The 21,977-nt window shown below is 43.9% G+C and carries 23 protein-coding genes, 1 tRNA gene and 1 pseudogene; 9 read left to right on the top strand and 16 right to left on the bottom strand.

The features are described from left to right. Positions 1-103: 103 nt before the first annotated feature. The 3 genes from CHRO_RS23855 to CHRO_RS23845 all read right to left on the bottom strand — a co-directional run bounded on the left by CHRO_RS23855 (position 104) and on the right by CHRO_RS23845 (position 4,653). Positions 104-1,876, bottom strand: a complete 1,773-nt coding sequence (locus tag CHRO_RS23855; RefSeq protein WP_015156795.1) for a M61 family metallopeptidase — start codon at positions 1,874-1,876, stop codon at positions 104-106. A 189-nt stretch (positions 1,877-2,065) separates the two neighbouring features. Then, the gene (locus CHRO_RS23850) at positions 2,066-3,337 is read right to left on the bottom strand and encodes a GspE/PulE/PilB domain-containing protein (protein WP_015156794.1); all 1,272 of its coding nucleotides are present in this window, start codon (positions 3,335-3,337) and stop codon (positions 2,066-2,068) included. Positions 3,338-3,468: 131 nt separating this feature from the next. After that, the gene (locus CHRO_RS23845) at positions 3,469-4,653 is read right to left on the bottom strand and encodes a HetZ-related protein 2 (RefSeq protein ID WP_041462615.1); all 1,185 of its coding nucleotides are present in this window, start codon (positions 4,651-4,653) and stop codon (positions 3,469-3,471) included. A gap of 809 nt (positions 4,654-5,462) precedes the next feature. Between CHRO_RS23845 and upp the strand changes: the two genes are divergently transcribed. After that, positions 5,463-6,098: a uracil phosphoribosyltransferase gene (upp, locus tag CHRO_RS23840; RefSeq protein ID WP_015156791.1), complete on the top strand. Its 636-nt coding sequence runs from the start codon at positions 5,463-5,465 to the stop codon at positions 6,096-6,098. 39 nt (positions 6,099-6,137) lie between these two features. Here upp and CHRO_RS23835 read toward each other — a convergent pair whose 3' ends face one another. The 4 genes from CHRO_RS23835 to CHRO_RS23820 all read right to left on the bottom strand — a co-directional run bounded on the left by CHRO_RS23835 (position 6,138) and on the right by CHRO_RS23820 (position 9,404). Next, positions 6,138-7,067, bottom strand: a complete 930-nt coding sequence (locus CHRO_RS23835) for an ABC transporter permease (protein WP_015156790.1) — start codon at positions 7,065-7,067, stop codon at positions 6,138-6,140. A gap of 97 nt (positions 7,068-7,164) precedes the next feature. Beyond that, on the bottom strand, positions 7,165-7,710 hold the full coding sequence (locus tag CHRO_RS23830; RefSeq protein WP_015156789.1) for a superoxide dismutase family protein: 546 nt from the start codon (positions 7,708-7,710) through the stop codon (positions 7,165-7,167). Between the two features lie 335 nt (positions 7,711-8,045). Next, entirely contained in the window at positions 8,046-8,462 is a 417-nt protein-coding gene (locus tag CHRO_RS23825; RefSeq protein WP_015156788.1) for a hypothetical protein, read from the bottom strand. Between the two features lie 54 nt (positions 8,463-8,516). Then, positions 8,517-9,404 (bottom strand): M48 family metalloprotease, encoded by an 888-nt coding sequence (locus tag CHRO_RS23820; RefSeq protein WP_015156787.1) that lies wholly within the window; start codon positions 9,402-9,404, stop codon positions 8,517-8,519. A 486-nt stretch (positions 9,405-9,890) separates the two neighbouring features. On the opposite strand from CHRO_RS23820, the pseudogene CHRO_RS34945 reads away from it, so the two are divergent. From CHRO_RS34945 to CHRO_RS23805, 4 genes and pseudogenes are all read left to right on the top strand, one after another. Further along, positions 9,891-10,149: pseudogene (locus tag CHRO_RS34945) on the top strand (fluoride efflux transporter FluC). Between the two features lie 49 nt (positions 10,150-10,198). Further along, complete coding sequence (locus CHRO_RS23810) at positions 10,199-10,879, top strand: class I SAM-dependent methyltransferase (RefSeq protein ID WP_015156786.1); 681 nt, start codon at positions 10,199-10,201, stop codon at positions 10,877-10,879. A gap of 47 nt (positions 10,880-10,926) precedes the next feature. Next, a complete protein-coding gene (locus CHRO_RS32845; RefSeq protein ID WP_158631768.1) occupies positions 10,927-11,070 on the top strand; it encodes a hypothetical protein in 144 nt (47 codons plus the stop codon). A gap of 18 nt (positions 11,071-11,088) precedes the next feature. Then, positions 11,089-12,243, top strand: coding sequence for a quinone-dependent dihydroorotate dehydrogenase (locus CHRO_RS23805; protein WP_015156785.1), 1,155 nt, complete (start codon positions 11,089-11,091; stop codon positions 12,241-12,243). A 62-nt stretch (positions 12,244-12,305) separates the two neighbouring features. On the opposite strand, the gene CHRO_RS23800 is transcribed toward CHRO_RS23805, so the two are convergent. The 7 genes from CHRO_RS23800 to ndhL all read right to left on the bottom strand — a co-directional run bounded on the left by CHRO_RS23800 (position 12,306) and on the right by ndhL (position 17,881). Next, positions 12,306-13,088, bottom strand: a complete 783-nt coding sequence (locus tag CHRO_RS23800; RefSeq protein ID WP_015156784.1) for a hypothetical protein — start codon at positions 13,086-13,088, stop codon at positions 12,306-12,308. A 146-nt stretch (positions 13,089-13,234) separates the two neighbouring features. Continuing rightward, on the bottom strand, positions 13,235-14,185 hold the full coding sequence (gene holB, locus CHRO_RS23795; RefSeq protein ID WP_015156783.1) for a DNA polymerase III subunit delta': 951 nt from the start codon (positions 14,183-14,185) through the stop codon (positions 13,235-13,237). A gap of 209 nt (positions 14,186-14,394) precedes the next feature. Next, a complete protein-coding gene (locus tag CHRO_RS23790; protein WP_015156782.1) occupies positions 14,395-15,783 on the bottom strand; it encodes an FAD-dependent oxidoreductase in 1,389 nt (462 codons plus the stop codon). Further along, a complete protein-coding gene (tmk, locus tag CHRO_RS23785; RefSeq protein WP_015156781.1) occupies positions 15,780-16,442 on the bottom strand; it encodes a dTMP kinase in 663 nt (220 codons plus the stop codon). Before tmk ends, CHRO_RS23790 begins: the two co-directional genes overlap by 4 nt. Positions 16,443-16,509: 67 nt before the next feature. Then, entirely contained in the window at positions 16,510-17,310 is an 801-nt protein-coding gene (gene trpA, locus CHRO_RS23780; RefSeq protein WP_015156780.1) for a tryptophan synthase subunit alpha, read from the bottom strand. 10 nt (positions 17,311-17,320) lie between these two features. Continuing rightward, positions 17,321-17,632: a DUF3007 family protein gene (locus tag CHRO_RS23775; RefSeq protein WP_015156779.1), complete on the bottom strand. Its 312-nt coding sequence runs from the start codon at positions 17,630-17,632 to the stop codon at positions 17,321-17,323. Positions 17,633-17,668: 36 nt separating this feature from the next. Beyond that, positions 17,669-17,881, bottom strand: coding sequence for an NAD(P)H-quinone oxidoreductase subunit L (gene ndhL / locus CHRO_RS23770; protein WP_015156778.1), 213 nt, complete (start codon positions 17,879-17,881; stop codon positions 17,669-17,671). A gap of 24 nt (positions 17,882-17,905) precedes the next feature. On the opposite strand from ndhL, the gene CHRO_RS34560 reads away from it, so the two are divergent. Beyond that, positions 17,906-18,028 carry a hypothetical protein gene (locus CHRO_RS34560; protein WP_258184091.1) on the top strand — a complete coding sequence of 41 codons (123 nt, stop codon included), beginning with the start codon at positions 17,906-17,908 and terminating at the stop codon, positions 18,026-18,028. 11 nt (positions 18,029-18,039) lie between these two features. On the opposite strand, the gene CHRO_RS31345 is transcribed toward CHRO_RS34560, so the two are convergent. After that, a complete protein-coding gene (locus tag CHRO_RS31345) occupies positions 18,040-18,213 on the bottom strand; it encodes a hypothetical protein (RefSeq protein WP_015156777.1) in 174 nt (57 codons plus the stop codon). Positions 18,214-18,283: 70 nt separating this feature from the next. Here CHRO_RS31345 and CHRO_RS23765 point away from each other — a divergent pair. Beyond that, positions 18,284-18,368 (top strand) — tRNA-Leu (locus CHRO_RS23765). A 315-nt stretch (positions 18,369-18,683) separates the two neighbouring features. Continuing rightward, positions 18,684-19,919, top strand: a complete 1,236-nt coding sequence (locus CHRO_RS23760; protein WP_015156776.1) for a hypothetical protein — start codon at positions 18,684-18,686, stop codon at positions 19,917-19,919. A gap of 181 nt (positions 19,920-20,100) precedes the next feature. Here the strand turns inward: CHRO_RS23760 and CHRO_RS23755 are convergent, their stop codons facing one another. After that, the gene (locus tag CHRO_RS23755; RefSeq protein WP_015156775.1) at positions 20,101-21,042 is read right to left on the bottom strand and encodes a lysylphosphatidylglycerol synthase domain-containing protein; all 942 of its coding nucleotides are present in this window, start codon (positions 21,040-21,042) and stop codon (positions 20,101-20,103) included. 292 nt (positions 21,043-21,334) lie between these two features. On the opposite strand from CHRO_RS23755, the gene CHRO_RS23750 reads away from it, so the two are divergent. Then, positions 21,335-21,901, top strand: coding sequence for a DUF6658 family protein (locus CHRO_RS23750; protein WP_015156774.1), 567 nt, complete (start codon positions 21,335-21,337; stop codon positions 21,899-21,901). Positions 21,902-21,977 lie beyond the last annotated feature (76 nt).

Genomic DNA, 21,977 nt, shown 5'->3' with positions numbered 1-21,977 from the left:
CATACTCCCCAGCATAGCAGGACGCGGCTTTAAACCGATTCTCTTGGTAACAGTGCAAAAGGCTGCTCGAACTTTGAAACAGCCTTTCTTTAAAGAGGAGATATTAACAGTGACTCCCAAGCCATCCCTCATAGTTGTGTTTTTGAGTCAGAGAGGGATTTTCTACTGGAACAACTTGATAGCGACTGGGACGAGGAGCAGCTAAAGTCACAGTATGAGTACATAGTTCTTCTTGATGGAAAACTGTAACTTCGATCGCATCTCCTGGTTGATAATCTCGCAGGCGATCGCTCAGATTATTTGCTGTTGCTTTTAAGCCATCAATTGCTAGTAATTCATCCCCAGGCTCGATTCCGGCTCGCTGCGCTGGTGCATCGATTTCCACAAATTTAATCGCGTCCTTGCCATTTTCTGCTTGCACTTTCATACCTATATAAGGCAAGAAGTCCTCATCTTCTGCGACTAATTTCAAACCAAAAGGTTCGAGATAACGATCGAAAGGTAACTCTTCCGTACCATCAACGTAGCGTTTAAAGAAATCATCTAAATTTGTTTCAGCCACAGATTCAATCACCTGTTTTAACTGTGCAGGAGTAAAACCAATTTCATCTTTGCCGAATTGCTCCCACATCTGACGCATAACATCATCTAACGATCGCCGATTTTGATGTTTCTCTCGGATCGATAAATCGAGTAAAAGCGAGACTAATTCCCCTTTTAGATAATAAGAAATTTGGGAATTGTTAGTATTACTATCGTAACGATACAACTTAATCCAAGCATCAAAACTTGACTCAGAAGCAGGTTGTACGAGTCGTCCAGGCGTAGTTTGTAGGCGAGTAATTTCCTTACTCAAATTCTTCAAATAAGTCTTATCGTTATAAATACCCGCCCGTAAAGGAATAGCCAAATCGTAATAACTAGTCGTCCCTTCAGAAAACCATAGCGATGGTGTGTAATTCTCGTTATCGTAATCAAAAACCTCTAACGCTTTCGGACGAATCCGCTTGACATTCCAGAGATGAAAAAATTCGTGGGCAACAAGTTGCATGAAGCGCTCGTACTTCTCGCGATCGCGAAATCCAAAGCGAGAATAAATCAACGAGCAAGCAAATTTATGCTCTAACCCGCCATTATTTTGCGATGCTAGATGCAACAAAAATATATATTTGTCGTAAGGTAAACCACCAAATAGTTCTGCTTCCACCTCGATAATCTTTTTAATATCGGGAATCATCTTGGCAGCATCGGCATTACCTTTACCCCAAATTGCCAGTTCGTGCGACTTACCCAGCACCTCAAACTGATGCGATTGGTGACAGCCAATTTCAAACGGACTGTCTACCAACGTATCAAAATCTGTGGCAGTAAACGTGTTAGTTTGCCCCGCTACTGCTGGTAGAGGAGTCGTGACGCGCCAATCCGATCTCGGTGGTGCGATCGCGACTTGGATCGGTTGCTGTTCTAGTCCTGGGAGGCGAAAGAAGATAGCCGCACCGTTAAAATAGCCGTGAGTCGCATTGAGGTGATTCGTCCGTACTGATAGCTCGTTAGCGTGGATGCGATAGCGTACAGTAATGTCAGGGCGATCGCCTGTTTCTACTTGCCAGTGATTTTTACTTAACTTCTGCCACGCTAAAGTCTGTTCCCCCGCGCTGGCAGAAAAATCTTGTAAGTGTTTGGCATATTCTCGCACCAAGTAAGAACCTGGTGTCCAAACTGGCATTTTTAAATCTACTACTGGCAATTTCCAACCGCTTAAATGCAAAACAACCTCAAACAGATGATTTTCTGGTTGAGGCATGGCAACTTGATAATGAATTGTTGGTGTAAAGCTAGAAATCTTACCAACTTGAGTTAATGTAGCTTCAGTCATCAATGGTAGTGAGTTGTTGGACTTAGGATAAATCTAACAACTCTTTAGTAATTGTTGGTTGATTGACAGTAGAGAGTGACTAGTGAGGAGTGGCTAGTGGAACTAGAATTGCTCCCCCCCTCTCCCTTGTCTCCCTTGTCTCCCCTTCTCCTGAAGCTCCTGAAGCCCCCTGCTCCCTCATAATGCAGGTCACTGCTTCAGCTGTTCCAATTGCCGCTCTACGTTTTCGATAATTTGATTGAGAGCGAGGAGAGATTGGTATCGTTCGCCATGTTCTTCAGCGTCGATGCTAGCTCGTTCTTGCAGTTGGCGCAACTTTTTCTGAAGCTGGTTGGCGATCGCCATTGCGTCGCGGCTTAAAGTATCTATTTGTTGTTGTTGATAAAACTCTAAGGCTTCTCCGCGCAAAACTTGTAAAGTTGCTTGTTCGCCGTTGCTACCTGGCATGACGCGCAGGCGCAATAATACTCGTTCGCCATGATAAAAACGCTCGATCTCTACCTGTTTTGCTTCCTTCGCTGGCGCAAGAGGCATGTGCGTCAATTCTTTCAGTTGCTCGATCGCGTCCTGAAACAGCTTTGCTGGAACCTCTGTTAGCACGCACTGCAAGTTTCCATCTTGGCTACACACGATCCGCCCTTGCTGTAGCGATTTACGCTCGAAATAAAGCCGTCCAATGCCTTTTTCTAAAACCCGTCCGAGTAATTCTCGTACGAGTTTCTTGGGAGGTAGAGTTTTGAGGGACTCGACTGAGTTAGTAGAGTAACTAGCTGGTACTTTAATCGCCGACAAACCTGATGGAGTTGGGTTTGCTGGAGATTTTTGCTGGGACTTTAGCGTTCCGATCCCGCCTAAACCAGATGATTTAGCAGCAGTTTGTTGAGATTGTGCCGATTTAATTCCACCTAAACCAGAATGTCTAACAGCAGATGGTTGGGATTGCGGTGTCTTAATTTCACCCAATCGAGAAGGTGTGGGTTGTGGCGTTTGTGGCTGAGAAGTCTTCCGGGCTGCAATATTTTCTCGCTCGTCAGCTAAAATAAGCGTCGGTTTGTCATTCGGGCTGAGTCCTGTTAGTCTGTCAGTTATAGGTTTAGCAGCAGACGCACCAGGATATCCAGCAGCAATGGAGTGCAGCTTATCTGAGCTTAAATCGTTGTTTTTTGAGCGATTTAAGTAGGCTGACATGAGCTGGCGGTGGTCTTCTGAGTCGAGCGCCTGGGGTACTAAAGTGTATTTTAAATATGCAGCGATCCGTTCGACGTATTCTATGGCAGCAGTATCGTCTAGATTTACCATTCCCAAAATCAGGTTTTGTCCCTCTACAGCTACAGGCAAAACTTGATGGTACAAGCAAGCTTCAAAAGGCAGCATTCTATCAATGAGGCTGTAGATTTGCTCGGTATTCAGTTGGAATCTACCGCTTGCTGGCTCATCATTTTGGGAAGAAGAATCTACCATAAAATTAGAATATTTTTCTGTATACTAAGTTCCAATATATTCGCGTTCAGTGAAAACACGCAACGGTTAAGCACTTTAGTTTACAGAGATTTGAATGGAGAAACGGAAATAAGAAGTCGAGGTAAAATTCCTCATGCTTGGCTGCGCATTTCTTGAGCTATCAAGTAGAGTTTACCCCATTCAGTCATAACCTGATGGCTCTTTAAATTCAAGGTTTTCGCAATTTCTTCATTATTCTGATTCGCTTTTTTCAACTGGACGATTTGTTGTTGAATTGGAGTTAATTGCCTTAAAAAGTCTTCCCACTGGTTTTGTGTCAGTCCCATGTTGTGTTCTATGAGGGAAGTCTCCAGCCATTCGCTCACGAGTTCCGGTTTATGTTTGAGTCCAAATACCCGTACGGCATGGTAGTTAATTTTCTCCCGCAAACGATAGATCTCTTTAACTGAGATGTTTAACTGAGCAGCGATCGCTTCTTGCGACTTACCTTGTAAGTAAAGCTGGAGCCATTGTGCGGCAGTAGTTCCCAGATTTTCTTCGAGATAGCTAGAAAATTCTTGTTTCACTAGCTGTCGCGCGGTTTGCTGTTCTTCTAAGCTTTGTTCTTCTTGATAGTCTGCGACTGCTTTGGGATCTAACAAGCTAAAGGAGTTATCGCTATCATCGCCTAGTATTTCTTCAGACAGCAGGCGTAATTTATTATTGACAGGAACTTGTGTGACTCCTCCCCGTGCCGTGCGGCGCAAATAATTGACAAAGCGATAGACCAATAAGGGTTGACTGCGGATCGGGCGCAAGCAATATTCTTCTAAACTAGCAAATAGCAGAGCGTTGCGTAATTTTAGGTCGTCCGTACACTCAGCAATCCAAGCTATTTGCTGTTGCATGTAGCGATCGCTTTGCAATAATTCTTGTAGTACTTCTTGCAATACTTCTGTAACTTGCCGCTGGCGATCGCGACTCATTGATACGAGCGTGCGGATTTTATTGCGCAACAACTCCAAACTACAAAGCCTTGTCATCAATTGACGATAGGCGCGCTCTGGTGGCATTCCTAAATAACGTTGCTTGAAGATGCGAAAGCGATATTCCATCGCTTGTTTGGCGATCGCTTGTTCGTTGGTATTAAGTTGTTCCCAATCTTCGATCGCGTTGCCGACTAACCAACGAATGATACTCTCTCTCGTGGCATCGCTTTGTTCTGGACATTCAGTGCCTAGATGCGATCGCCAACTTTGTATCAGGTCTGTTGCCAACTTACTCATGAGATGGCACTCCTCCAATCCCTGCTTTACAGTTTGCATAACAACCTGCATTCTTCCTACCTACTACCTTTTGGAGCTGCTTGGGTTGGCAGTACGTGGTGTTTCAGGTCGTAATGATGAAACTTTCATCTCTTTTTATTCAGCAATCTTACCGACGCTGTGACTAATAGAGTGAGTTCCTAGCCAGAGAGGCATCAAACTTTACATTTGGAAGTCTTGTCAACGTTCTCCCCATGCGTGTCATGACCCTAGCTAGCCTGTCATCAGTACGAACTTCCACCCATATACTGTGAGTAGCGGTTCATTTACCCAATGGACACTTATGAACCTCTATTTATTTCTCAAGTCTCAGTACAAATATCGTGCAATAATTTATATTAATTTACATTTGCTCTCAATGGTAGGATATTTTTTAGAAATGATTGGATAAATCACTAATATAATATCAAGTAACGATGCATTAAACATACTAATTTGTCAAGATTCAATGTTGAATTTTGTCTTAAATCATCTCTTTTTCGTCTAGCTCGAAAAAATTCTGTATTTTTAACTACAGCAGAAATATTTTTGATGTATCGTTTTAGTAAAGCCGCGAAATGTTTTAGAAGGAGATTTTAGAAGGGCGATCCGAAGGATCTTATGAGTCAGTTAGTGTCTGAGTTTCATGCTCAAAAAGGAGAGATATTTTAGCTAGTAATTGCTAGATAACTGACTATTGCTCGATCGAGATTGACAAATAACTCGCAAGCGATTCTGTTGCTCTAATAGTGAATCGTTTCCAAAAAATACAGTATATGATGAAGATTGCTATATTTTCGCCAGCTATTTTAAGAAGTATCTAGCTCTATTATTGCTCCAATATGCAAGCCGAAGTTCATGCGATCGATCATCCATTAATCCAACACAAATTGACGCTGATGCGGAAAGCCGAAACTAGTACGGCAAAATTTCGCACGTTGTTAAAAGAAATCAGCTTGTTACTAGCTTACGAAGTAACGCGGGATCTACCGCTCAAAACCGAACAGATCGATACACCAATTGCCTCTACAAACGCGCCAATGCTAGCTCCCGATAAAAAGCTAGTGATAGTATCGATTTTACGGGCAGGGCAAGGAATTTTGGATGGAATGTTGGAGTTGATGCCCTCCGCACGAGTAGGACACATAGGCTTATATCGCGATCCTAAAACTTTAACAGCGATTGAGTATTATTTCAAAGTTCCCGATGAAGTGGAAAAACGAGATGTCTTAATTGTCGATCCAATGCTGGCAACCGGAAATTCAGCTATAGCCGCCGTGGATCGCCTCAAGGCTATTAACCCTAACTCTTTAAAATTTGTCTGTTTGCTAGCTGCGCCTGAAGGAATCAAACATTTCCACTCTCAACATCCTGATGTACCAATTTATACTGCGGCAATTGACGATCGCTTAGACGAACATGGTTATATCGTTCCTGGCTTGGGAGATGCAGGCGATCGCTTATTTGGCACGAGATGAAGTGTAGAGACGTTACATGTAACGTCTCTACACTGGTTGCTACTCACTTTTTTCCTTGAGATAGGGAAGACCTAAAGCAGATGGGGGAGAAGATTTTCCGGCTAAGCCGACTAGGGCGAGAAGGGCGATCGCGTAAGGTAGCATGACCAAAAATTGATAGGGAATATTAACACCCAGAGCTTGAATGCGAAGTTGGAGAGCTTCGGTAGCGCCAAATAGCAAGCAAGCCAAAGTAGTACCAATGGGATGCCATTTACCAAAAATTAGGGCGGCGATTGCAATAAAACCTTTACCGGCACTCATCCCCTCAGCAAAAAACTTGACCTGTACCAAACTTAAGTATGCTCCTCCCAACCCCGCCAAACAACCGCTGAGAATGACGCTGAAATAACGCACCAGTTGTACGGAAACTCCAGCTGTATCCGCAGCACGGGGATATTCCCCTACAGCACGCAGGGTTAAGCCAGGATGAGTGTAGAACAATAAGTAATTCGTAAATACAACCAGAAAAATAAGCAAATATACTAGAATATTTTGCGCGAATAATAGAGAACCAATTATGGGAATATTGACTAACCCAGGAATGGCGATCGCCTCAATACCTGGTAATTTCTGCGCACCACCGCTAAAGATCAGCCGCGCCAGAAAAGATGTCAAGCCAGCAGCAACTAAATTAATTGCCAACCCAGAAACTAACTGATCGACACGCCAAGACACGCTCAGTAGGGCGTGCAGTAGCCCTACCATACCTCCAGCTAGAATAGCCGCTAATACGCCCAGCCAAACGTTGTTACTGTAAAATGTTGCAGCCGCGCTAGCAAAAGCACCAGTAAGCAACATACCTTCTAAGCCAATGTTTAATACGCCAGATCTCTCTGAATAAAGACCCCCTAAAGCTGCAAACGCTAGCGGTACGGCAAGACGCACGCTAGCAGCTAGATAATCGGCAAAGAAAGATTCATTAGTCATTTGCTATCAGTTGTCATTTGGGAATAGCTAATTTTGACTTTTAACTTTTAACTTCTGACTTATTCCTTGCCAATTATCTGCTGAAGAATCGAGAAGTTTAGCTTTGTTCGATCGCGCCACAGGCAAGCCGACCGCCGCCCGATTGTGCTGCCGTGCCTCCAGATATCATTAAATCGGGTAATTGGTGAACGATGATAGCGCTGCTATCTTCATCAAATAGAGAGACAGGGCTTTCGTAAAGGGTAATACGACTTGTAGCAGTTATCAGTCTGCCCTCACCTTTTTGATTAATATCTATATTTGGTAAATCTCCTAAATGATAAGGGTGGTTTTCTTGAACAGGTAAGGAGCTACCGAATGGTCCTGGGTCGAAATGTCCGCCAGCAGTACTAAATCGGGGTTCTGCTCCTTCATCACAAATAGCTTTTTCGTGGAAGTGAATGCCGTGTAATCCCGGCGTGAGAACGCTAGGATCTCCTTTAAGAGAAAGATCGACAAGAGTAACTCCATTACTAATTTGTCGTAGCTTTAATTCTCCAGCAATATCGGGACCGAAGATGGTTGCTTTAGCAGTAATGGGGCGAGAATCCTGAGCAAAACTTCCTTTAGAGGCAATGGCGAGGACAAACATTGACACAGCCATCGCGATTAGTACAACCCTAAATCCGAATTTTCTCATATAAATTAGATCTCAAAACAGCACGAAGGAAGCTGCTGAAGGCGAGTTTCAACAGCTATGGCAGATTTTTAGCGATCGCAAAAAGTCAATCGAATTTGAGAAACTCGATACTTTAAAAAGTACTACAAGGCTGGTACGAGTTTTTACGAAGATTTTTTGAAGATTGTCAGCAAATTTAGATAAGCAAGTTAGATATTGAACTCTGCCGATCTGACCAACAGAAAACAGGAGAGTCGCGATCGCCACTCTCCTGTTCCAAAACATTGCTGTTTTAAACTTGACACTATTTCATCAAATAACTAGCGGTTAGAACCACGAGGAGCAGTAAAGGCATCCCAAGCGGCTTTAGCTGCATCTGCCAGCCGATCGCCAAATTCGTGTATTTCTCTGGCAATCGATTCCCAGTTCTTCTCGGCTTCTTGCTTAAGGTGTTCGTAGGAGTTTTCTAGGCGATCTCTTTCGATCAAAGGCTGATTCCGTTCTACAAACTCCCTTGCCTTACGTACAGCTTCTATATACGTTTCGCGAGTGAAAGAACCGGCAGATTGTGCCTCTAGTTGAGCGCGGGTTCTAATTGCTTCAATCAAGGCTTTTGTTTCGTTTTTAATTTCATCGCTTTCCCCAGGCATTTGCTCGTCAACAAGAGCGCTGCTATCTTGGGGAATGATTTCGATTTTCACGGAGTTGTCTTCTTGATTGCCAATTTCATTAGTCATGGTTCGATCTCCTAAATGAGTAACTAGCGATCTTTTGCTTGCTTTAACTGATGACTACTGACCGAAGGAAAACTTAGTAGACTGCGGTAACTCTCTTTCCAATTTTAAAAGTTGCTCGATCCGCGCCTCAGTTGATGGGTGGCTGGAAAACAATCCACTCATGAATTGTCCTGAAAAAGCATTAACAATCAGTAGCGGTTCAAAAGCAGGATTACCCACCATCGGTGCCTGTCTAGCAGCACTTTCCAACCGCTGTAGCGCTCTTGCCAAAGCCCGAGGATTGCCAGTCATCCGTGCCGAACCAGCATCAGCCGAGAATTCGCGCGTCCGCGAAATAGCGAGTTGAATAATTGTTGCTGCAACAGGCGCAAGTACAACTGTCAGTAAGATTCCAATCGGGTTGGCACCACCGCGATTATCTCTAGATGTTGGTGCAGAGAACCATAAACCATAGCTAGCCATTTGAGCTAAGAAAGAAATTGCCCCTGCGATCGTCGCTGCAACTGCTTGCGTCAAGGTATCTCGATTTGCGACGTGAGTTAATTCGTGAGCAATGACACCTTCTAATTCATCTTCTGGCAATAATTCTAAAATTCCTTCCGTTACAGCAACAGCTGCGTGTTCGGGGTCCCGTCCAGTTGCAAAAGCATTCGCTGCCCGCGAGGGAATGAGGTACAGTGCAGGCATCGGCAATTGAGCGCGATCGCACAACCGTTTTACCATTTGATATAGTCCTGGTGCTTGCTGGGGACTAATCGGTCGGGCGCGATAAGCTGCCAGTGCGATCTTATCTGACTGATACCAAGATACTAGGTTAGTAATTGCAGCAATGGCAATACCAGTTATAACACCAGCGCTACCACCAAGAATCCAGTAGCTGATTGCAATTAATAAACCACTTAATAAACCTAGCAGTGCAACTGTTCTGAACTGATTCTGCATATATTTTCTCCTTGTAATGCTGTTATTAACGCTGAATTTGTATAGCAACAACATTACTCAAAGCGCACTCTAATTGTATCGACCTTGATTCAGATTTAGGAGGCAGATAACCTCCCCCTTGAGTACGGATCTACTCACCTTTATGAGGGGTGAGAGAACATTGTTGTGTCATGCCACAATTTTTTCTCAAGGAAATTACTTAATTGCTACTATCTATACAGATTTTGAATCTATCGGTAGTAATAAATATGAAGACCGATCGAGAATCAAACGTTAAAAAACAGTATTTTAAGAATATCTGATAACTAGAATACAAAAATATTGGTATTCATAACTGTTGCGTTCCAGAACTACTGACTACGCTCGCTGTAGTAGCGAGCGATCGTTTGTAGATGACAGATAATTTTATAGTAAGGTGAGCCATGCCCATCTTACTACCAACTACTCATGATTATGAGTTGGAAAGATTTAATCCAACTGTTAGCACTGCAACAGCCAGCAATTCGCAATCCGATCGCGATTAGTTTTGGTGCGAGCGCTGGAGCTTTGAGCCGCTATTATCTGACTTCATGGTTTGTGCAACGCTTCGGTAGGTTTTTTAGGTTCCTACACCACCTTTTCCACCTATGGCTTAGATACGGTAACATTAGCAAGAAACCATCAAATTGCAACTGCTAGCCTCTATTGGTTAGAAAGTTATCAGTTGACAGTGGAACCAGTGGCTGGATTCTTTTCTAGTCACTAGTCACCAGTCACTAGCCACTCACTCCTTACTACTCACTACTCACTTCCCAATGACCAATAACAAATTACTCAGAATTCTAGAACCGGAAGTGATGGACTCTTGGGAAGAAGCAGTTGAATACGATGCGATGGATTTCGTAGAAGTCAACACTGCTTTTGCTCAAACCGCAAGTGAGTTATGTCGGATGGACACAGCTAAAGTTCTCGATGCGGGGACTGGTACAGCTCGAATTCCAATTATTCTCAGTCAAATGCATCCTCATTGGCAAATATGGGGAATTGACTTGGCAGAAAATATGTTGAAATTAGGTTTTCAGAGCGTCAAAGCCGCAGGCTTGCAAGAGCGAATTAGTTTGGAAATAGTAGATGCTAAGCGCCTACCTTACCCTGACGATTACTTCGATCTAATCATTTCTAACAGCCTCGTTCATCACTTACCGAACCCCTTGCCTTTTTTGCAAGAACTCAAACGAGTATTGCAACCCAAAGGAGCCATTTGTATTAGAGATTTAATTCGTCCAAGTGATGCGGCGACTATAGATCGGTTAGTTGAAGGAATTGGTACGGAATACAGCGATCGCCAGAAAGATTTATTTCGCGATTCTTTGCACGCAGCTTTTACAATTGATGAGGTCGAACAACTCGTCACTCAAGCCGAAATTCCGGGTGTGAGGATTTATCAATCAAGCGATCGTCATTGGACTGTAGAGAGACTTTGGAATGGGGATTAGGTTGTTTTGGGACAAGGGGGAACTCGGGGATCCCACGACCGAAGGGAGTGGGGATTAGGGGGCGAAGGGAGACAAGGGGGACAAGGAAGCAGGGGAGCAGGGGAGCAGAGGGGCTTAAGGTGCAACTACCAACTACCAACTACCAATTCCCTACACCCTTTCTTCACGCACCACGCACTACTCTTTACTGATAACTGATAACTGAAAAAGTGGATATTTACAAATCTGCAATTAGACCGTTTCTATTTGATGGCATTAAAGCCGATCCTGAGTGGATGCACGATCGCGTCATTCATTCTTTAGATTGGCTGGATCGAAATCGCGCGCGTCCTGGTGTGAAACAGATTTTAGAACAACTGCAAAAATCTACAGGTTTGCAAGACAAGCGATTGCAACAGCAACTTTGGGGAATCGACTTTCCTAATCCTTTGGGATTAGCTGCTGGGTTTGATAAGGATGGGGTAGCGGCTCATATTTGGTCGAATTTTGGTTTTGGCTTTGCCGAAATGGGGACGGTGACATTTCATCCTCAACCAGGAAATCCTCGTCCGCGTCTATTTCGATTGCCTCAAGACTTTGCCGTTCTCAATCGCATGGGTTTTAATAATCATGGCGCAGAGGTGATGGCGCAACGGTTAGCTGAGAACAATAACTCTCCTACTTTTAGACCAATACCTTTAGGCATTAACTTAGGCAAATCAAAAATTACTCCCTTAGAATCAGCCGCAGCCGACTATCTCAACAGTTTTCGGTTGTTGAAAGCCTGGGGTGACTATTTTGTGGTGAACGTTTCATCTCCAAACACTCCAGGGTTGCGATCGCTCCAAGACGCAGCTCAGTTAGGCTTAATTTTAGATGCCTTGCAACAGGAAAATCAGGGAAGAAAACCAATTTTAGTGAAAATCGCTCCCGATTTAGAGTGGGAAGCGATCGTCAATATTCTTGACATTGCCCAAACTTATCAATTGGCTGGAATTATTGCCACCAACACCACAATCCGCCGGGATGGATTAAAAACGCAGATAATTGCTAAAACTGGCAAATCAATTGTCGAAGAAGCTGGAGGAATCAGCGGTTTACCCGTACGCGATCGCTCTACAGAAATTATTCGGTTTATCTACCAACAAACTCAAGGACAGTTACCAATTATTGGTGTTGGAGGAATTTTTACGGCTGAAGATGCTTGGGAAAAAATTATCGCTGGTGCTAGCCTAATCCAGGTTTACACTAGCTGGATTTACGAAGGAATCGGTATAGTCAACCACATCCTCGCGGGATTGCTGCAAAAAATGGCAAAACACGATTTAAACTCTATTTCCGAGGCTAGAGGAAGTCAGTTATCAGCTCGTCGAGGCAGCGACTAGTGGCTGGTGACTAGTGATTAGATGAAGAATTCTACTACTAGCCACCAGCCACCAACCACTCGCTAAATTCGATAAAACTCCTTAGTTTCAGCCGAAAATCCCCAAGAAATGCCATCAGGATCGCGACTGCGAGTCCACTCAGGAAAATCTGGATCGTCTCGCCGCTTATACACAGTGCTGGAATAGACATTCAGCCGCTTAGCCAGTTCTGACTGGATCAGGGTTTGGGGTAAAGGTTGATTTTGGTTGTGGGATATTGATTGTTCTGTAGCTACTGCGATGTCGTCCGGCTGTGGCAATTGTATGGAGGTTGCGCTTTCTGGAGCATTAGGAGTAGGAGAAAAAGCTGAGACAGTTTCTAACGGAAGCGATTCGGCTTGCTTAACTGACTGTGAGGCAATTTGCTGAGCATTCTGAGCTTTTTCTTTTGCTGGCTCTAACTCCTTAAGCGGTTCGCTCTTGTCCAGCATACTGCCTAAAGTGCTGGAGGTGATAAAGTAATAGACTGTCCCTAAGTCTTTATATTCCTGTCGCTGAGCGCCAAATTCGGCTGCTTTACTATCTAAATAGTATTTAGCTGTAGCAGCAGACAAATTTGCCTTGATTGCTAAATCTAATGGTGCGATCCGACCTTGATTAGCTTGAATAACTTGCAAAAAAATGGGATTAACTTGCCGACTCCATTGTTGCCACTGATAGTACTGCCATACTTTATAACCAATACTAAAGATTGCTAGCCCCAGCAGTAAAGGCCAAGTTGTAAAGAAGATGACGATCGCGAATGCTATCGGCAACAGCAAAATCAGAAAACCATCGACACCTCTTTCTAAAGATTTTTCTTTCATTGCAATTTTGGCAAAAAGATCCACTTGTTGGCAAATTAATCATAAACTTGGCAAAAGTAGAGCGCAATTTTTGTAACTCTTAACAATTGCGATCGCCTTGGGCTTTTTTGCCAACGGCAAAATTAGCAACTATCTATAGGGTGATTTTATAGATATAAAGGCGTTTCCCGCAACATCTCTACATCTGTCAAACCTAGTAACGTGACTTCCCAAACAAGTCGAGGCTGGGCATAACAGAGTAAGTAACGCCTAGTTGTCTCCAGTTTTTCCAAGGGAAAGTGCTGCATTTCTCTAGCCAAAAACTTTTGCCAGTAGCAATACTGAAGATAGTCTACCAACCAAATTTGAGTTTCTAAATCCAGAGTGCGATCGATTTGACGCGCAAGATCTAGAGCTTCATGGCAAGATGGAGAAATCTGCTGAAGTTTTGCCAGTAATTCAGCCGGAATTCCCTCTAGCTTTTGCCAAGCCGCGATCGCTGCCCCTGGGCTGCCCTGCGCTAGTGCCAAAATAGCTGGTTGGCTCAAAATATGCGCGTAGCCGACTTGTTGTAGTACTTGAGCTAAAGACTGAGAGTCCAAGCGATAAAAAGGAATGCGCTGACATCTCGATACCAGTGTTGGCAATAACGATGCAGTAGAGGGAGCGATCAACACAATTGTCGCCTGTCCTGGCTCTTCCAGGGTTTTTAATAGCGCATTTGCCGCTGCCTCTGTCATGGATTCGGCTGACTCGATCGCGACTACAGCACGAGGTGCTTCCAGAGGTGGACGACTGAGAAATTGCTCGATATGGCGAATTTGTTCGATGCGGATAACTGGTGCTGCTTTGCGTTTTTCTTCAGGCTGAGGCGGTTCGATCCACAAAACATCAGGGTGATTGCCCAACTGCAAGCGCTGGCGCACTTGTTGCTGCTTGGAATCTGGAATTTGAGAGCAGAATAATTGTTCTACAAAGTATTTGGCTGCCATGCATCTTCCCACGCCCTCCGGTCCCGCAAATAAATAAGCTGGAGCAACGCGATTTTGCGCGATCGCTTGAGTCAATAATTCTACTGCTTGATGCTGTCCTATGAGTTGGGCAAAAGAAGCGGTCATGGAGAAGTTGTAAGTCGTGAGTCGTAGGAGCGGGTTTAGCGAATAGTTCGACAACTGAGGCAGTAAATCTTGGGTCAAAACCCGCCCTTATAGAAGTCGTAAGGGTAGTTTTAGCAAATAGCTCGACAACTGAGGCAGTAAATCTTGGGTCAAAACCTGCCCGTACAGAAGTCGCAAATCGGAAGCATCTAGCCACCAGCCACCAGTCACTAGTCACTGATAACTGTCAACACCTGCCAGACGATCTTGGGATGGTAGAAGCTAAGTGGCGATTTGAGCATTTGCCCTACCTCCAACACTAAGGCATGTAGTTCTGGTCTAGAACTCGTACCTTTCATCAACTGCCGATTATACCAACGCATGAACTTGCCTAGCTTGCCTGACGATGATTTATTTGAATTGTTAGTTGGGTGCTGCTCCGTTTTGGGAAAGCCTAAGTCTTGAGTCGTTGCTATAGTCCAAGCTAAAGCAGTCGTTTTAGCTAGACGTTTTTGAAAGTCTGAGGTATCTAAATCTAAAGCATTTACATGAGAGCCATATCCTTGCTTTATCCAGTCGCGTAATGCGATCGCTCCCATAGCGCTGACTGTCATCCCCTGCCCGTAAATCGGACACAGGGCGCAAACTGCATCGCCTAAAGCAACAAAACCTTGCGGTAGCCTAATTTTTTCGTAGTGGTACAGTCTGTTAGCAGTCGCACGATGAGCGTAGGTAGGTGACACAGGCTCGGCAGATGCGATCGCCTCGTAAAATCTCTGACTGGGTAGACTGCGGGCAAATGCTAAAAAGCCTTCATCGTCCAATGGCGGAAAATCTTTGCTGTAGCCGCCTAGTGTAGCAATCCATTCTCCTCCCTCGATTCTGGCTAAATATCCCAATCGTGTATTCTCTGGTGGAGATTGGGATATTAACATAATTTTCCAATCTGCATCAAATCCTACCGGAGCGCGGTAGCGGCGCGTTGCATAACCGAGAAATGGATTGACGACGGTTTCATCTGGTGGGGTAAATCCCGCGCTTTCTAGCCATTGTGGTGCTTGGGAACGACGACCGCTAGCATCGACAATTAATGTAGCGACTAGTTCGCTCTCTGTGACTTCACTCACGGGACGTAGGCGAATACCTGTAACGCGATCGCCATGAGAATCGCGCACCAAACCCGTTGCGCGATGTTTGGCAATAATTTCAATATTAGGTATCTCTAAAATACGCCGTCTAATTGCCCACTCTAGCAGCGGACGACTGCAAGTGCAGGAAATGATTTCTGAGGCGGATGTCGTGTTGGCACTCCAGTTACTGTAGGTAAAGTGATGAAACTCCCGCAACCAATCAATTGATAGTGCGCCAGCAGTAGAGAGTTCAGCACCGATTCCCGGAAAAAGTTCTTCTAATATTCTGTACCCTTTGGCAAACAAAACGTGAGGTTGTACTGATTGGGGTACGCCTTTTCTAGATTGAGGCTGGCTGGGTAGCATATCTGTATCGACGATCGCGACAGTCGCAAAATAATCTGCTAGTACCCGTGCAGCCAGCATACCAGCAATGCTCCCTCCTATGACAACAGCACGATCTTGTCCGTGTCTCCGTTTTGAGTTCATTGTTGCAGTATTTCAGCTAAGTTTTGGCGCAAAATCGTCTGAATCTGTTGACGAACTTCGCTTTCACTCAAACTAGCATCAACTCGTACAATGCGGTGCGGATCTTGTCGAGCTAATTCTAAATATCCCTGTTGAACGCGACGATGAAAGGCGATCGCCTCTTGTTCGATGCGGTCGTTGCTTCCCCGTCCTTTAGTTCTGGATAAACCGACTTCTACATCGAGATCTAACCAAATTGTTAAGTCGCTTTCCAGACCAGCAGTTGCGATCGCGTTGAGTTGATGGATTAAATTTAAATCTAAACCGCGACCGTAACCTTGATAAGCAATCGTGGAATCGGTATAGCGATCGCACAGAATAATTGTGCCAGAGGCAATCGCCACCTTGAGCGTTTCTTCTACATGCTGAGCGCGATCGGCGGCGTACAATAACAATTCAGTCGTGCTGAGTATGGGTGCTTCACCTCTAGATTCCAGCAGCAAGGAGCGCAGTTCTGCCCCTAATTGAGTCCCCCCAGGTTCCCTCGTTACAATGACATCTCGTTTAGGAATCGCAGAGCTGAAAAGCTCCTGAAGCCAGGATTGTGTGGCTTGAATTTGTGTTGTCTTGCCACTACCTTCAACACCTTCAAATACAATCAGTTTGCCTGGTGAGTTCAACTTCGTTCTTTATCAGTTATTAGTTATCAGGGGTAAGGGAGCAGGGAGTAGGGAGCAGGTGGCAAAATTATTTGTTGGCAATAACAGCTTTGAGACTGCGGCAAAATTCGGCGATCGCAGCGAGTCCTTGCTCTGGTGTCCCTTCAGCTAGACGCTTCACTACGGCACTACCCACAATGACTGCATCTGCACCCCACTGTTTTACTTGTGCTGCGTGTTCTGGCTGAGAAATGCCGAAGCCAATTCCGATTGGCTTATCGCTCATCTGCCGAATTTGTTGTAACAAGTCCTGCGCTCGTGCTTCTAATCCAGTTCTGATCCCAGTTACGCCAGTCACGCTCACTAAATAAATAAATCCTTGGGAATGCCGTGCGATCGCCTCAATTCGTTCTGGCGAGCTGGTAGGAGCCACTAGTAGTATAACTTCTACCCCATATTGGGTTGCCACCTGCAAGACGTATTCCGCCTCTTCTAGAGGCAGATCTGGTATGACTAACCCTGCGACCCCGGCTTGAGAGATCTGTTGAAAGAACGGCTCGATCCCTCGGTATAAAATCGGGTTGTAGTAAGTAAATAAAACAATTGGCGATCGCAAATCTGACTTGACAGCCGCGACTATCTCCAAGACTTGCTCTAACTTTGTTCCCCGTTGCAAAGCGCGGGTAGCTGCTGCTTGGATCGTCGGTCCATCAGCCAGTGGATCGGAGTAAGGAACGCCCAATTCGATAATATCTGCACCAGCCGCATCCAAAACCCGTAGTGCCTCAGCGGTCGTTGCTAAGTCAGGATCGCCTGCTGTAATAAATGGGATCAAGGCACACTCATGGCGATCGCGCAAAGACTTAAAACACTCGGAAATAGCAGTCATAAATTAGGGGTTACGAATTAATCTTTTCTTCTTTTTCCAGTTCGGCTTGCAGCTTTTCCAGTTCTTCCGGTGAGAGTTCGTCTAACTTTTTTTGCCAGAAAGCTTCTTCATAGGCACTTCGCTGCTGGTGATAGGTCATCTTCTTCCCCATCACGCGAAAGATATAGCTTAGCAGCCATCCAATCAAACCACCTACTAATAATAGCTGGCTCCAGATCCCAGCTTCTAGATTATCTAAGCCAGCAACTTTTAAAGCAACGTATGCTAAGCCTCCAGCAGCAAAGACTCCTAGAGTCACTCCTATCGCGTCAATTCGTCGCATTGCAACTGTGTCAACCACTCCTATGTAATTCTTTACCTATGTCTGAATTTGGCGGCGCTTGGGTCGAAAGTTGAGGAAGGGCGATAAAACCAATAAACCTGGGAAGAAAAAGAATACCATAAAGTACATAAAACCGCGCTCGAAGGAAGTAGCCGTATACCACCTGAGATTTAAGTAGAGCAGTAGTGCAATTGGGACGACAAGCAAGTATGCTCCTGCCAAAGCTAAGTACAGTAGGGCTACCATCATAAATTTTTTCCCAAGTAGGTATAAATGAACGAGCGATCGCCTAAGGCGAGTTCTTTGTTAACTAAGGTGTATTCCCTGTTTTTAGATATTGTACCGCTCTTCAGTTATCAGTTATCAGCGATCGGTGAGGTGAGTGGCAGGTGGTAAGTTGTTCCGACTTACGAATTTTCCCTTGTCTCCCTTGTCTCCCCCCTCTCCCTTATCTCCCTTGTCTCCCCCCTCTCCCTTGTCTCCCCCTCTCCCTTGTCTCCCCCCTCTCCCTTATCTCCCTTATCTCCCTTGTCTCCCCCCTCTCCCTTATCTCCACACCTACTTTCTTTTTTTAGTTGCATAAATTCCCCTTTAGTGCTGGAATAGTAAAGCGGGGTAGACAACCCTGTCAAAACTCACACTGATAGCTAAGGGGGCGTGGCGGAATGGCAGACGCTACGGACTTAAAATCCGTTGACCTTAAACGGTCGTGAGGGTTCAAGTCCCTCCGCCCCCATAAGATACTTTAAAAACCTACGCTAACAGCGTAGGTTTTTGTGCTTTAATTACGTGTTTACGTGTTTGCTCCGATTGCAATTGTCTGCCAACTTTTCCATTGAAATAGCTATAAACTATCCCGCAATATTACTCAGAAATCTTCCTTTCTCGAACCCCTCTACCCGTAATTTTACGGATGTTTGTTTACCACATGTTTACGATAAAATTGCACAGAAATACTCTACTGTACTAAAACTTTTTAAACTATAGTTCATACTATATAACACCTAATTCGAGCGCGAACAAAATCGCTTCCTACATGGAAAGGCATTGTATGGTTAAGCCTACTATCTTCGATGCTACTGGTTCGTCCAGCGAAGCACAAACTGCAAGCAATCTTACCTCGCGGCAAACAAGCAACTTTGAAGAAGCACAGGAAACTATATATGCTTACTTGTTAGATATTATTAAGCAGTGGTCGCCTGAAAATGTTTTGAAGGAATTCAGACATTTATTTATTCAAGATGATGACCCAATTAACTCCAATGTCATCCGCTCTATATATGAAATTGTATTTGCCAACGATCGCCAAGAATTTCATTATACGCTCAAACGGTCGTGTTATATTCTCGTCAATAACTGGGTTTCTAAAAGAAAATTTAAATACATCCAACAGCTACTGGAAATTTTAAACGATCCGATTACTAAGCGAAAGTCTCTTTCGCCAATGGTCGATCGCTTAAGAGGTTGGATGCAAGCTTTTGCTAAAAGCGACGATTATCAAAAATTAGAATTGTATGCTCAGGCTAAATTTCAAGAACACGCTCGTTGGAATTCTCGCTATGCACCAATCTTGCTCTCAACTCAATACAACGACTTAAGAAACCCAATCGAACAACGAGAAGCAGCTAGAAATCGAGCATTACAACTACGGTGTAGATTTAAGTTTGACTTGGCGATGTATATGGCACGATTTGAATCTGCTGGAATCGACAGCCAAATTCAAAATCCGACAGATGTAGGAGATGAAATTCTCCGAGTCATTAAGCTTATTGTAGCTAAACGCGATACTTACAGCTATGCAAACATGGCTAACGTATTTAGCAAAACAACTCAAGGACAGAACTACAAAAAGTTTAAGCAAAGTTTAAAAGACTATCTACTCTGCTATGGAGAAAGTCAGGAGTTTTCTGATACCTTAAAACTCAATTTATGGCATAAATTAGATTCGTTATATGAAACCTGGCACGATCAGCTACTAACCGATACAATGTTGCTGAAAACATGCAATAAACTGATAGACTATTTAACAACAGATAAGCGAAAACAGCCTTCACCACTACTAGAATCATTAATATCGCAAGGTAATCCGCTCACGGTTGTCATACTCTTATTGAAGATTGTCTTAATTTGTCAACCCGCACGAATACGTTTAGAAGCTTGTGTTGCCGACTTAATTATGTATCATGAAAAGTCTCCAGAAAGTTGCGTTTGGATGACTAATTTTATTGAAATTTTCACGATTATCTTTGCAATTTATGCAGACAATATGACAATATCAGTTAAATGATATCTTATTAAATTTGTAGAACATTTGTATGGTGAGCAATGCTCACCTGATTTTTATCGATATTTGTAGGGCGAACAAATATTCACATAGTTATAAAAATATCTATTATTCGCCAATGATTGAAAATTGCTACTATCTGTCATTCATCATTGATGATTTGCAGGTAACCAACCACCAACCATCAATTACCGACGATCAATCTCTCATTTAACCAAGCTAATCCCGCGCCAGCAGCTTCAGCAGTAATACTAATAAAGCGATATAAAGCGATCGCGCTAATGACTGCACCCGTAGAAAAGCTGTGTTGCAATAAAGCGATCGCCGTGACTTCAAAGACTCCTAAACCTCCAGGCGCACCAGGAATTACTAATCCCAGTACCCAAGCTAAACTAAAAGCAGCAAATAATAAAGGAATACGCTCTATTGACAGCGGAATTATAGCTAGTAAAGTTAGTAAAAAACCCGTTCCTCGCAATCCCACGAAACCCAATTCTCCCAATAAAGGTCGCCAAGGATAGCGTTTAATTTGACAGAGAACGCGATCGCTTGTATTTGTAGTAGTCGATTGAAATTTCATTCGACTGAGCAGCCGCATCGCCAAGTTTAGCAAATGAGGGTGAATTGCTAACAATACCCCAGCCAAAACAAAAAATAGTAACAATTGGATATAACTTTGAGTTAGAGCGATCGCCGATTGGATTCCTAGCAAAGCCAACAGGATTGCGGCAGCCGCCATTAATAGAGGTTCTAACAATACGCTTAAAGCTGCTATGCTGGTAGGAATACCAGCAGTTTTTGCCGCAGAAATTCGACCGTAGTAATGCCAGACATTCCCTGGTAAATATTTAGCAATATTTGTTTGCAAATACACTCGTACGAATTGAGGAATATTGACGGTCTGGTTGAATTCCTCTAATATCCAAGTCCAGACCCATCCAGACCAGATATGGGCAAGTAGAGTCACGCATAAAGCGATCGCTAAAGTTAGCCATCCTAAAGTAGCAATCCGAATTGCTGCTACTTCTTGCCAATTGTTTTTGAAAGCTGTTATTAAGAAAAATAAAGTCCCGCCTAGTATTATCCAGCGCAAGTAAGGTTTCAGGCGTGACAAAATGTGCTGCATTCAGTTTCCAATGTGAATCTCTCTTGAGTTAGAAACAAATTGAACTATAGCGATTGCAAAATGCACCCTTTGCTAGAGGTAGCGATCGTTCGTAAATGCCTAAGATTAGCAATCGTTGGTCAAATTCGAGCCACTTTATACAATAACGCCAAAATGCTCTTGACACACATATAAGTAAGTCTAATTGAAAGCATGAAATTTAGCACGCGGCTGAGATTAACAGTACTAGTGTTTATTGCAGCACTTAGACCAAGGGCATTTGGCGGACTGGTTCAGTAAATAGGAGGGTTTTATGCAAAAGTTAACTACTTTGTTCAAAAAACTAAGATTGCGCCAAGTGCTGACAGTATGCCTAGTCAGCGTATTACTGATCTTCAGCGCAGCTTGTAGCAATGCAACGACAGCCCAAGGTGCAAATCCTAATAACCCTGCTGTACAAGCGGGTGGCAATAACAATCCTCACAAAAATCCTGGGGTTAACTACAACAACGTAGATAAATATACTACCGATCCCACAGTTAAAGAGACACCCGATAAATCGCCAACCAATCGCGCTAGTTTAGATGGATATTCTCTGCTTGTAGCAGCTAACAGCGAAGGACTTCTTTACCCTGGAGCAGAAACCCCAGCCGGTAGAGCAGCAAAAGAAACTGAATTACCAATCAAAACAGCGAAAGACTTTAAACAACCCGAAGCAGGCGGGTTGAACCAAAGAAATGAAGATTTAGGAGAGCGGCTCGGTAACCGTTTAGAAAAGGTGCAAGAAGCTTTTAGAGAGGCATCGGAGTTTACTCAAGAAAAAGCAGCAGAAGGTAGCAGAAGACCAGAAGCTCAAAGCAATCCTGCTTTAGGTCAATAGGTTTCAATCGAGTAGCAAAATTGTGTGGCGAAACAAGAACAAAAAACATCTTGCTCTCACAAATAACTCTATCCAA

It is taken from the genome of Chroococcidiopsis thermalis PCC 7203 (assembly GCF_000317125.1).
GTDB lineage: Bacteria > Cyanobacteriota > Cyanobacteriia > Cyanobacteriales > Chroococcidiopsidaceae > Chroococcidiopsis > Chroococcidiopsis thermalis.
Note: the sequence above shows the minus strand (reverse complement) of the source record. Positions and strands in the feature narration are given on the sequence as shown.